Source organism: Acinetobacter sp. YH12226 (assembly GCF_013417805.1).
In the GTDB taxonomy this organism is placed as follows: Bacteria; Pseudomonadota; Gammaproteobacteria; order Pseudomonadales; family Moraxellaceae; genus Acinetobacter.
Genome location: NZ_VPDG01000003.1, coordinates 56,094 through 68,332 on the forward strand (window position 1 = coordinate 56,094; position 12,239 = coordinate 68,332).

12 protein-coding genes and 1 riboswitch are annotated in these 12,239 nt (G+C 46.1%); of the genes, 5 read left to right on the forward strand and 7 right to left on the reverse strand.

Going from position 1 to position 12,239, the window contains the following annotated elements:
• The first annotated feature begins 22 nt into the window (after positions 1-22).
• The 3 genes from FTV08_RS04660 (at position 23) to ftsW (ending at position 3,000) form a co-directional block, all read left to right on the forward strand.
• A complete protein-coding gene (locus tag FTV08_RS04660; protein ID WP_180086774.1) occupies positions 23-274 on the forward strand; it encodes a DUF6587 family protein in 252 nt (83 codons plus the stop codon).
• Between the two features lie 162 nt (positions 275-436).
• The gene (murD, locus tag FTV08_RS04665) at positions 437-1,783 is read left to right on the forward strand and encodes a UDP-N-acetylmuramoyl-L-alanine--D-glutamate ligase (protein ID WP_180086775.1); all 1,347 of its coding nucleotides are present in this window, start codon (positions 437-439) and stop codon (positions 1,781-1,783) included.
• 20 nt (positions 1,784-1,803) lie between these two features.
• The gene (ftsW, locus tag FTV08_RS04670; RefSeq protein ID WP_004281069.1) at positions 1,804-3,000 is read left to right on the forward strand and encodes a putative lipid II flippase FtsW; all 1,197 of its coding nucleotides are present in this window, start codon (positions 1,804-1,806) and stop codon (positions 2,998-3,000) included.
• Here the strand turns inward: ftsW and FTV08_RS04675 are convergent.
• The 7 genes from FTV08_RS04675 to FTV08_RS04705 form a co-directional block, all read right to left on the reverse strand.
• Positions 2,989-3,249 (reverse strand): zinc ribbon domain-containing protein, encoded by a 261-nt coding sequence (locus FTV08_RS04675; protein WP_004281070.1) that lies wholly within the window; start codon positions 3,247-3,249, stop codon positions 2,989-2,991. The two genes, ftsW and FTV08_RS04675, sit on opposite strands and share 12 nt — an antisense overlap.
• 57 nt (positions 3,250-3,306) lie before the next feature.
• Complete coding sequence (gene gluQRS / locus FTV08_RS04680) at positions 3,307-4,227, reverse strand: tRNA glutamyl-Q(34) synthetase GluQRS (protein ID WP_257221153.1); 921 nt, start codon at positions 4,225-4,227, stop codon at positions 3,307-3,309.
• A gap of 2 nt (positions 4,228-4,229) precedes the next feature.
• On the reverse strand, positions 4,230-4,757 hold the full coding sequence (gene dksA, locus FTV08_RS04685; protein WP_004281072.1) for an RNA polymerase-binding protein DksA: 528 nt from the start codon (positions 4,755-4,757) through the stop codon (positions 4,230-4,232).
• A 210-nt stretch (positions 4,758-4,967) separates the two neighbouring features.
• On the reverse strand, positions 4,968-5,780 hold the full coding sequence (locus FTV08_RS04690; protein ID WP_180086777.1) for a metallophosphoesterase: 813 nt from the start codon (positions 5,778-5,780) through the stop codon (positions 4,968-4,970).
• Positions 5,777-6,412 carry an NUDIX domain-containing protein gene (locus FTV08_RS04695; RefSeq protein WP_180086778.1) on the reverse strand — a complete coding sequence of 212 codons (636 nt, stop codon included), beginning with the start codon at positions 6,410-6,412 and terminating at the stop codon, positions 5,777-5,779. The genes FTV08_RS04690 and FTV08_RS04695 overlap by 4 nt, the downstream gene beginning before the upstream one ends.
• Before the next feature lie 76 nt (positions 6,413-6,488).
• Entirely contained in the window at positions 6,489-8,384 is a 1,896-nt protein-coding gene (gene thiC, locus FTV08_RS04700; protein WP_180086779.1) for a phosphomethylpyrimidine synthase ThiC, read from the reverse strand.
• Positions 8,385-8,472: 88 nt separating this feature from the next.
• Positions 8,473-8,605, reverse strand: a riboswitch (TPP riboswitch).
• A gap of 106 nt (positions 8,606-8,711) precedes the next feature.
• Positions 8,712-9,743 (reverse strand): hypothetical protein, encoded by a 1,032-nt coding sequence (locus FTV08_RS04705; RefSeq protein ID WP_180086780.1) that lies wholly within the window; start codon positions 9,741-9,743, stop codon positions 8,712-8,714.
• A gap of 291 nt (positions 9,744-10,034) precedes the next feature.
• Between FTV08_RS04705 and FTV08_RS04710 the strand changes: the two genes are divergently transcribed.
• Complete coding sequence (locus tag FTV08_RS04710; RefSeq protein WP_180086781.1) at positions 10,035-11,393, forward strand: TolC family outer membrane protein; 1,359 nt, start codon at positions 10,035-10,037, stop codon at positions 11,391-11,393.
• Between the two features lie 91 nt (positions 11,394-11,484).
• Entirely contained in the window at positions 11,485-12,204 is a 720-nt protein-coding gene (phoU, locus tag FTV08_RS04715; RefSeq protein WP_005108465.1) for a phosphate signaling complex protein PhoU, read from the forward strand.
• Positions 12,205-12,239: the final 35 nt, after the last annotated feature.

Here is a 12,239-nt window from a genome sequence, read left to right on the forward strand (position 1 = left end):
TGTATATGTATGGGAGATTGAGATGATTGAAATTCTAATTGTGACAGCACTGGTGCTTTGGAGCATGCTGGTAGTATTCAAAAAGGTGTTTCCGAACACCTCTAACTCAGTCTTCCAGAAGCTGTCTGATGCCTGTGCAGCCAAGGGCTGGAAGCGTCTGGCCAAATGGCTGCAACCGGGTATGGCTGCAGGCTGTGGTGGCAACTGTGCCTGTCCGGTTTCAGAAAAAAGTTCAGAAGAAAAGCCAGCCCAACAAGCGGTGAAATGGAAATAATTTCCTTTTCTGGCTGAATTTTAAAAACCGTCATGATCATGACGGTTTTTTTACGCATGGACACAAAAAAAATGTGCAGAAAAGCCAATCAGAAAAGGCATTCAAAACAGCAAAGTGCTACCATTTCGTCAGTTTCAAAATAGACCAAAATATGGGGCGAAAATGTTAATACAACGTGGTGGGTTAAAAGTCGTTGCAGGACTCGGAATATCAGGTGTTGCAGCAGTCAATTTCTTGCATAGTCAGGGCTACCGCGTTGCAGTAACAGATTCTAGAGCTAACCCGCCAGGGCATGAGCAGATACCCGCTGAAGTTCAGACCAGTTTCGGTCAGTTTGATGCCGAGCTGTTGTTGTCTGCGGAAGAAATCGTGATCAGCCCAGGACTTGATCCTAAACTTCCTGAAATTCAGGCAGCCATCAACAAGGGCATTCCAGTAGTCAGTGAAATCCAGATTTTACGCCGTGCTACAGACAAGCCAATCGTAGCAATTACCGGTTCTAATGCCAAAAGTACCGTGACGACCTTGATTGGCTTGATGGCAGCGGATGCAGGTAAAAAAGTCGCTATCGGTGGTAACTTAGGTCGTCCTGCGCTAGACCTGACTAAAGACGATCCTGAGCTGTATATACTCGAGCTGTCCAGTTTTCAGCTGGAAACCACCTCAAATCTGGCGGCTGAAGTCGCGGTGGTGTTGAACATGAGTGAAGATCATCTGGATCGTCATGGCGATATGATGGGTTATCACACGGCGAAACACCGGATTTTCCAGGGTGTAAAAAAAGTCGTCTATAACCGTGATGACTCTTTGACCCGTCCTCTGGTGCCAGACGTAACACCGATACAAAGCTTTGGTCTAAATGCACCGGATATGAACCAGTACGGTATTCTCAAGGATACGGATAGCAGCATCTGGCTGGCGCGTGGTCGTGAGCGTCTGCTGAAAAGTACCGAGATGTATATGCAGGGCACGCATAATGTTGCCAATGCCTTAGCCTGTCTGGCGCTGGGTGAAGCGATTGGCCTGCCACTGGAAAGCATGTTGAATACCTTAAAGACCTTTAAAGGTCTGGAACATCGCTGTGAATTCGTTAAAGAAGTGCAAGGCGTACGTTATTATAACGACTCCAAAGGTACCAATATCGGCGCAACCTTGGCAGCACTGGACGGTCTCGGCATGGCCATTGAAGCCCAAGGCGGTAAAGTCGCGATTATTCTCGGTGGTCAGGGCAAAGGGCAGGACTTTAAAGCCTTGCGTGAATCATTAAGCAAATATGCCAAAGTAGCGGTATTAATCGGTGAAGATCGTCCCGTCATTGAAGCAGCGATTGCGGGTACGACTGAACTGATTCATGCGGACAGCTTGCAGCAGGCAGTAGAAATCTGCCAAAAGCACACTCAGGCACATGATGTCGTGCTATTGTCTCCTGCATGCGCAAGTTTTGATATGTTCTCGGGTTATCCTGAGCGTGGTCGCAAGTTTGTTGCGTATGTGAATGAACTCAATTAAGAATAACAAGGATTCGTGATATGGCTGGGTTTGCTCAGACTACGATCAATAAATTAAATCAATTTTATACGCAGTGGATACCTAGAATACCTGCTGAAGTGAATCCACGGAATGTATTGATTTTCTGTGTGTTGGCTTTGCTCTGCATTGGTTCGATCATGGTGGCATCGGCCTCGATGCCCTATGCAGAACGTATGCATGAAAATCCGTTTCACTATATTAGCCGACATGGGATTTCGATTTTTGTCGCTGCCGTAGCAGCTTTTCTGGCTTATAAAATCCCCTTAAAAGTCTGGTTTAATAACACTTTCTTTTTGTGGATTATTACCATCGTACTTTTGGTGGCCGTGCTATTTGTCGGGACGGAAGTCAATGGTTCCAAACGCTGGATTCGGATCGCAGGCTTTACCTTACAGGCTTCGGAAGTCGCCAAAGTGATGATGGCAATTTTTACTGCAGACTACGTGGTGCGCCGTGCGGAAGAAGTACGGAATAATATCAAGGGTCTGGTCCGTTTAAGTGCCATCATGGGTGCTACCGTCGGTTTGATTATTCTCGAGCCTGACTTGGGTGCAACCGTGGTAATTACCTTAACCATGCTTGGCGTGTTCTTTCTGGCGGGTGCGCCGTGGATTCAGTTCGGTGTGGCTTTTATGACCTTGGTCGGCGCATTTGCTGCCGCGATTCTGTTGGAACCGTATCGTCTGCAACGTCTGCTGTCTTTTTCGAATCCTTGGGAAGATCCCTTAGGCACCGGTTATCAGCTCTCTAATGCCCTTATGGCCTTTGGCCGTGGGGAATGGGCAGGGGTAGGCTTGGGGCATAGTATCCAGAAAATGTCTTATTTGCCTGAGGCGCATACCGATTTCATGCTGGCAATTTTGGGTGAAGAATTTGGCTTTTTAGGCATTTCAACCATCCTGATCTTGTCCTTCACCATGCTGGTTTGCTGTATCCGCATTGGACACCGCGCCTTGCAGCATCAATATTTGCGTGCCGGCTATCTGGCTTATGGCATCAGTATCATTTTCCTGTTACAGATTCTGGTGAATGCCGGTATGAATATGGGCATGTTGCCGACCAAGGGTTTGACCTTGCCATTTATTAGTTATGGCGGTTCATCCCTGATTATCTGTGCGGTCATGATCAGTCTGATTCTGAAAATTGATTCGACCACGCGTCAGGTCAATCCAAGCCGCGAAGAGTCAAGCTTCTAGATTGGAGTTTCGTCCTGGCTCTGGCTGAGCATGGTCCAGTACCGTGCTCGGCATTGCGGTTCCACAATTGGAACAGGTCACAAAAGCAGATTTAGGCTTGGAAAGTGGAATCAAGGGTATAAAAAATAAAGAAAAATAATTACGCTGCTGTTTTAGCTCATAGCCCGAACGAGTACGGCAGACCGGACACAGAAACTGGCTTTTCTCAATGGTTTTGGTTTTAGGGCCGACGCCAAAAATAAAAAACATACTCTTCTTCCTATCTATTTTTCATTCTAGAAGTCTAGCTTAAGTGAAAAGCTGTTTTTATAAATAGTGACCTTGTAGCTCAGTTGTATGTGGAATCCGGTCGATATCCCATTGCGCCACTGCCTGTTGCAGCATCCGTTGCGGAGCATCTAAAGCAACTTCAGCCTGATGCAAAGCCTGAAGTGCCTGTTTTAATAATTGTGGTGCCTGAGTCAAATCCAGTGCTTGGGCCAGATTCTGTTTTGACAGTTTCTGCCCCTGATCATTCATTGCCAGCGGCAGATGCATATAGCTCAGCTGGGGATAACCGAGTAACTGTCCCAAATAGATTTGCCGTTCAGTATTATCTAAAAGGTCAGCCCCACGCACCACATGAGTCATGCCTTGCAGATAGTCATCGACTACTACTGCCAGCTGGTAATTGATAATGCCATCACGACGTTTTAAGACAAAATCGCCCAGATCTTTTTTCAGTTCTGAACAGTGCCGACCTTGTAGCCGGTCTTCAAAACAGATTTCAACATCTTCAATTTTTAAACGAATAGCCTGATGTTCAAAAGCCAGACCCAAGTCGCGGCAGGTATCCTGATAGATATGATTGGAACCGAGCATTTTACGGGTGCATTGGCAGGCATAGACCAGACCTTGCTGACGCAATTGCTGGATGACGTCTTCGTAAATATCTAAACGGTCTTTCTGAAAAATGATTTCGGCATCAGGTTCAAGCTGAAAGGCATCTAGGGCACGCAAAATATGCTCTTCGCTGCCGGGATAAATACGAGGAATATCGGTGTCTTCAACCCGAACCAGCCATGTGCCTTGATTGGCTTTGGCATCGCAGTAACTGGCAACTGCGGTAATGAGGGAGCCAAAATGCAAAGGGCCGGTTGGCGATGGCGCGAACCGACCCACATAAGCCATCCTGTTGTGCCCCTCCTTTTTTAAAGGAGGGGTTAGGGGAGGATTATTTACAGACATGCTTAACCGTTATTTTGCTTCTCTTTGATTTCTGCAAGTGTTTTGCAGTCAATACATAAAGTAGCCGTTGGGCGTGCTTCTAAACGACGCAAGCCAATCTCGATACCACAAGTTTCACAGAAACCATAGTCATCATTCTGGATTGCTTCGATCGACTGTTCGATTTTACGAATCAGTTTACGTTCACGGTCACGGGTACGTAACTCAATCGCAAACTCTTCTTCCTGAGTCGCACGGTCATTCACATCTGGAAGAGCAGTATTTTCGTCTTGCATCGTATTCAGGGTACGATCCACTTCTGACATCAACTCAGCTTTCCAAGCCAGCAAGATTTGGCGGAAATGCTGAAGCTGACCTTCAGACATGTATTCTTCATTTTTTTTAGGTTGATAAGGTTCAATACCAAATAAGCTAGCAGTAGAACCACCGTCAGTCGTTTTAGGCTTAGATTTGCGTACGCGCTTTGCAGCTTTCTCTTCTACAACATCAGTTTGATTGTCTAAGACTTGATTTTGGTTGTCATTCGCCATTTAGGGCATTCCTCATCTATGCGTATGATTGCTACGCAAAAAATATGGTGATATGCAGTTTTTTATCCACCCTGTAGAAAGATTATCCTCCTATGGGGGCCGTCATCATATAGACTTTTTATGCTTATTGATAGTCTTTGATGTCTGGACTATGCATATCACATTTCCTTTGGTTGCAATAAAGTAATGCAAAAAAAACAAATTGAAAAGTTAATAACCTGAAATTTCGGTATTAATATTTTGCTGGCTCAATGCCACCCGTTCAATATAGGTATCAAACTCACCATTTTGTTGCAAATGTAATACACGATAACCTGGTGCCGCCTGATCTAGCGCGAAATCTTCACTTTTAGGTTTAAACTGCACACTGGTCGATGGCGTGGATAAAAAGTAGATGCCATGCCATTCGTTGCAGGAATCCTGATGCACATGACCAAACAGAACCAGCTTGATATTATGATGCCGAGCCAGTACATCTTTTAAATCTTCAGCATTTTTCAGCCGGTGCTGATCAATCCAGTACGATTTCATCGCAAAAGGATGATGATGGCAAGCGACAATGACATGCTGATGCTTAAATTCAAGCAATAATTGGTCCAATTGATCGAGTTGAGCTTGTTCCACCCAGCCATCGATCTTGCCTTGAACGGCACTATTTAACAGGATCATGGTCCAGGTGCCAAAATGAATGGCATGTACCTGATTCGCATTCTGGTGAAAAGGGAACACCCGAGAATCATCATGGTTACCTGGAATCTGATAATGCGGCACGTTTAAAGACTGGACAAATGCTAAATAGCGCTGATAAGTCTGTTCGACCGGCACCTGCGCCAGATCACCGGTATGAATCAGTGCATCCATTTGGGGAAAGCGCTGTTGGATCTGCTGCATCACTTCATGAAAACTTTGCTCGGGATTCATCCGGGCAAATTCCAGCTCTTCCCGATCCATCAAATGGGTATCAGAAATCTGGATAATGGTCCAATCCGGCTGTGTACTTGTACTTGACTGCTGAAAACTCATGTCTTTCCCCTTAGACATATTCCTGCAGTATGAATATGTTGTTGCAACCATTGCAAGGCCATAATGACAGGTGCATTTCTTAAGCGACCATTCCTGAGCAAGGCAGGAATGTCGGCATAATCCAGAATATGCAGCTGGATATTTTCCCCTTCATCCGGCATGCCAAAAATACCGCCCTGTTCAGGTAATTCGGTCTGGGCCACATATAAATGGAACAGCTCAGAACAGGCACCCGCTGAAGGATAAAAGCTAAAAATGTGCTGTAGCTCATCCAGGGTACAGCCTGATTCTTCGAGTGCTTCGCGACGGATGCATGTTTCAGGCGCTTCATCGCCATCTAGAACGCCAGCAATTACTTCGAGTTGCCAAGGAGAGTCGATATCATCCAGTCCGCCAATCCGGAACTGTTCAATCAGGCCGAATTTTTGCTGTTGATGGTTATACATCAGCACACCCGCTGCTTCTGGCCGATGAATCAGCTCACGTTGCAAAATAGGGGTTGAGCTTTCCTGATTAAATAAACGATGTTTCAGGCTGACTTTTTCTACCTGAATAAATCCCCGGTACAAGAACTCACGTGCCTCTACGCTAAAGTCTTTTTTATTATAAGAGGCCTGTTTAATAATATTCATATGCTCAGATAGAATGAATTGATTTATTTTCATCCTATCTGAGTTTTTTTTGAAGACAACTGTTTTTTTTACAGTTTTATAGTTTGTGGTATAAATTTTGACCAGAGTTGTGGAAGCTGGCTTTCATCTGATCCATGCCGGCTTCAATTTCGGCCTGAGAAGTTGCTGGCTGATCAGGATTGGCCTGTTGACTGGCATAATCGCGAACATTCTGGCTAATCTTCATTGAACAGAACTTCGGTCCGCACATGGAACAAAAGTGCGCAGATTTATGCGCCGCTTTCGGCATGGTTTCATCATGCATGCTGCGCGCCGTATCCGGATCCAGACTCAAGTTAAACTGGTCTTCCCAGCGGAACTCAAAACGCGCCTTGGACAGGGCATTATCCCGGGCCTGTGCTCCCGGATGACCTTTGGCTAGATCGGCTGCATGTGCGGCAATCTTGTAGGTAATAATGCCGTCTTTGACATCTTTTTTATTGGGTAAACCGAGATGCTCCTTAGGGGTGACATAACACAGCATCGCGGTACCATACCAGCCAATCATTGCTGCGCCGATTGCTGAAGTAATGTGGTCATAACCCGGTGCAATATCCGTGGTTAAAGGCCCCAAGGTATAAAAGGGTGCTTCTTTACAGACTTCCAGTTGCAGGTCCATATTTTCCTTGATCATATGCATCGGGACATGCCCCGGACCTTCGATCATCACCTGAACATCATGCTCCCAGGCACGATGGGTCAGTTCGCCCAAAGTTCTGAGTTCGGCAAATTGTGCTTCGTCATTGGCATCCTGCACACAGCCTGGACGTAAGCCATCACCCAGACTGAACGATACGTCATAAGCTTTCATGATTTCGCAGATTTCATCGAAATGGGTATACAGGAAGTTTTCCTGATGATGTGCCAGACACCACTGCGCCATGATCGAACCGCCACGCGATACGATACCGGTCAAACGGTTGGCAGTCAGCGGTACATATCTTAAAAGCACGCCGGCATGAATGGTGAAATAGTCCACACCTTGTTCAGCCTGTTCAATCAGGGTGTCTTTAAAGATCTCCCAGGTCAGGTCTTCGGCCACACCATTGACTTTTTCCAGTGCCTGATAGATCGGTACGGTTCCAATTGGTACAGGAGAGTTGCGGATAATCCATTCACGGGTTTCATGAATATTCTGGCCGGTCGAGAGGTCCATAATCGTATCTGCACCCCAACGTGTCGCCCAGGTCATTTTCGAGACTTCTTCTTCGATACTTGAACCGAGTGCAGAATTACCAATATTGGCATTGATTTTGACCAGAAAATTACGCCCGATGATCATCGGTTCCAGTTCCGGATGATTGATATTGGCCGGAATAATCGCGCGGCCGGCGGCGACTTCCTGACGCACAAATTCTGGCGTAATTTCAGTCAGGTTTTTTGCACCAAAATTCTGGCCCGGATGCTGGCGCATATCGACACCATCGAGTTGACGTAGGTTTTCACGAATGGCAATGTATTCCATTTCCGGTGTGATAATGCCTTGCTTGGCATAATGCATCTGGGTGATGTTGCGGCCGCATTTGGCTTTGCGTGGTTTTTGAATATGCGCGAAACGGATCGCAGCGGTACGGATATCGCGTAAACGCTGGCGGCCAAATTCAGAACTGAGCTGATCCAGAATTTCACTATCGTTGCGCTGCTCAATCCAGCTTTCACGAATATTCGGCAGACCTTTGTTCAGGTCAATCGTCACATCGGGGTCAGTATAAACACCAGACGTGTCATAGACCATTAATGGCGGATTATGTTCACCGCCCAGACTGGTCGGGGTTTCACTTAAGGAAATCTCCCGCATCGGTACCTGAATATCAGGACGGGAGCCTTGCAGATAGACTTTACGTGAGGCAGGCAGAATTCGCGTTAAATCGCGTGCTTCCTGTTCATGAGCGGAGAGAGAAGTTTCAGAAGAAAGATTCGTTAACTGGTTCATGGCTATGATCCTTATGAATGACATCAACGAATCAAGCACGACCAAAAACGTAGGCAGATTTATCCTGAACAGATAAAGCAAGGGCTGGGTTTTTAGCTGGCTTGATTCCTACGCAGGTATTAACCTGATCAGGTTCAACGGTACTCATGCTCAATTCCTGATAACGATAAAAGGAATCACATGATCTCAGCGAGGCATTACTCGCGCTCCGTCAAGCGAGGCTAAAGCTTAGCTCAGTTTAGGCAGAATAAACAGGTCTAAATCTCTCAACTTTAAGCAAGGAGTAATTCAGACCTTGTCAAATGAACTGACTCTATCACTGATGAACTAGATGCAGATGGCATCAGTAAAGCAGTCTTTATCGTATTTTTGTGAGGGTGGACTGATCTGGGCATAGTACAGAATCTGTTCTGCTTCCGAGCGGTTTCTATAATCGGCAGGCAAGGCTTGCTGGCGCTGTTCCGGAGTCATGTCCAGAAATTCCAGAAACAGGCGTGCCTGTGTGGACAGCGTGGATTTCTGGCCGCTCGACAGTTCAATAATGGTTTCCAGATGACTGGTATCGACAGCATAACGATCACGATAATCTTCAGACACCGACGATTGCTCGGTACCTCTAAACAGGAAATAGGTATATTGCTTCAGCAGATATTCGGCATCGCGTTTATAACTGCTATTCGGATAAGTCTTGAGATAATCTTCCCAAAGCAGGCTGCGGGCTGCAATATCAGCGGCTTCAATCTGCAGGCGTTTTTCTACCAGCACCGGTTCCATATTCTGTTCCGCCAGATTTTCAATAAAGGCTTTTTCAGCGGCCGGTAAATAAGGGGCAAAAATACGCACCAGATATTCCGGGCTGCGGCGATAATGTAAAGTGCCATCACCCAGATCCAGCAGTTCTACATAAGCCTGCCCCTTGTGTTTTAACAGATACTGGTCACGTGAGGTGAGCTGTTGAAAATGCGCATGCTGAATGGTCGGATGCTGGGCCATTTCCAGTGCATACTGCTCAAAGGCGCGTTGCTGAAATTCGGTGCGATCTACCTTTAAAAAGCGCTGATACATTTCGGTAGAGCGTTGCATCAGGTGCTTCTGCTCCGCCAATTCCATCAACGGTAGGCACACTTTAAGATCCTGATTAATTTGTTCCAGCGCAAACGTCGTGCGCTGGTCATTAATCTGGGACATATTTTTTTCAATATTCTGGCACATGAGGCTAAAGTCACTGACTGGACTTTGCGTTTGCTTCGTCTCAGTCTGTTCGACCTGGATCTGTGGATCTGAAGGCTGTTGGCAGCCCCCAAGAAGCAGCACGCTACCAGCAATCAAACAGGCTTTGAATATCGACGGGAATGGCATTAACACTATGCTTCAGGACTCTGTATATAGGTGAATTCAGAAAATAACGGCCTTACTGGGAGGTATATTGTATAGATCAAATTAAAATACTATGTTTAGTATTGTGAATTGCTTTGTTACATTGCAGACAGAGATCTTGAAAATTGAATTAATCGTGAATAAAACGCGATAGTTATATTAAAAAGTTAATAAAAATCATACGTAAAAATTCAAGAGATCTCTTTAGTATGGCTGAGCTTAAAGCGCCAGAATTTTTTAATCTGAATGGCTGTTAGGGGTTAACACTATAAAATGAAATTAAAACTCAGTGTCATGGCGGGGATATTGGCAAGTAGTCCGGCAGTTTTTGCACTGGATTTGCAAGAAGCCTATGCGCGCGCCCAGCAAAATGACCCGAACTGGCAGGCGAATGTGTTGCAGTATCAGGCCGATCAGCTCAATCTGGGGATTGCCAGCGGCAATTTGCTGCCGACCGTGTCCCTTTCAGGCAATGTCACCCGTAAAAACCAGTCCGTCAACAACTCAGAGTCTGAAGGTTTGCCTGCTGAATTTGGTGAGTTGCAAAGTTCCAGTACAACCAGCCGTCAGGTGGCCTTAACCGCACGCCAACCTTTATTTCGCTGGGATGCCTGGCAAGGTTATAAGCAGGTCAAGACCTCGGTCGAACTCAGTGAAGTCAATCTGCGTCTGCAAAAACAGCAGCATATTTTACAGGTGGCCGAATCCTATTTTAATGTCTTGCGTCAGCAGTCTTTGACTACGGCTTATTTACAGGAAGAGCAGGCACTGTCTGAGCAGTTACGGATGATGAATGCCAAGCTGAAAGAAGGTCTGGTAGCGCGCAGTGAGGTCAGTGAAGCCAATGCCCAGTATCAAAGTGCCCAGGCCAACCGGATTTCGACTCAAGTTCAGCTGGTACTGGCCCAAGAACAGCTGGCACAGTTAATCGGCTCTTATCAGGAAAATCTGGCGGTATTACGCAACGATTTCCAGTTCCAGAAACCGGTTCCAAGTGATATGCAGTCCTGGACCGAATTAGCACAAAGCCAAAATCTGAATATTCTGCAAGCGCGTCTGCAAAAGCGCTATTCTGAAGATGCCAAACGGGTCGAACAGGCTGCGCTCTATCCGCAGGTCGAAGCGGTCGGAACCTATGGCTATTTAAAGCAAAGTCCGGCTACGATCATGTCCAGCAATGGAGATTTCGACCAGATTGGGGTGGAGGTGAACTGGAATGTATTTAGCGGTGGACGCACGCAAAAAAGTATCCGTCAGGCCGGCGTTAATGTGCAAAAAAGTGAAGCGCAACTGGATGCAGCCATCCGTAAAGCCAATACCGATGTGAAACAGTCCTTTATGCAGGTAGAAACCGATCAGGCCAAACTGAATGCACGTAAAGCCGCGATGGACTCTTCGGAAATTGTCTCACAAGCGTCCAGAGCCCAATATCAGGAAGGCTTAAAAACCATGGTCGATGTGTTGCTGGCACAGCGTAATGCCTTTTCTGCCAAGACCGATTATTTGAATGCCAAATATGATTATCTGTTGCATGTGCTGCAATTGCAGGCCTCGGTCGGGCAGTTAACCGAAAAGGAACTGGCAGAGCTGAATGCCTGGCTAATTGAATATGATTCGCCTCAGCCTCTATGAGGCTACTATTGTCATCAAACTTTCATCATAGATATGCTTTAATATGATTTATTATTGATCATTGTCCTCTATCGTTCAGGAGTAGCTTTCCTTGTGTCCAAATAATCCTGTATTAAGTCATCACATTTCTTCGCAATTTAATGAAGAACTGCAGGACGTAAATACCAAATTCATGACGATGGGCGGACTGGTAGAACAGCAGGTAGCTAATGCCATTCATGCCCTATTGGACACAGATGTCTCAATGGCAGTAGATGTGCAGTTTCAAGATAATGTCGTCAATCAGATGGAACGAGATATTGATGAAGCGCTGACCCTGATTCTGGCGCGCCGTCATCCTGCCGCGATTGATTTACGTATGGTGCTTGCCATGTCCAAGGCCAATACCGATCTGGAACGGATTGGCGATGAAGCCTCGAAAATAGGCCGAATTGCACAAAGCTTATGTGAAGAGGGCGGCTCACCGCGCGGTTATATGGAAACCCGGCATATTGGCAACCAGGTGCGGGTGATGATTCATGATGCACTGGATGCTTTTGCGCGTCTGGATGTAGATCAAGCTTTGAAGGTCATGTTGGCAGATGCGGATATTGACCGTGAGTATCAATCAGCCACACGTACGCTTATGACTTATATGATTGAAGATCCGCGGCATATCAGTCGTGTCATCAATGTATTATGGGTGCTGCGTTCGCTAGAAAGAATTGGCGATCATGCCCGGAATATTTCGGAACAGGTGATCTATATGGTCAAAGGTTTTGATGTGCGTCATACCAGCGTTGAAGAAATTGAACAGAAAGTTCAGCGTTAAACGTTCCAGACTTAAATAAAAAAACCTCCAGCTCG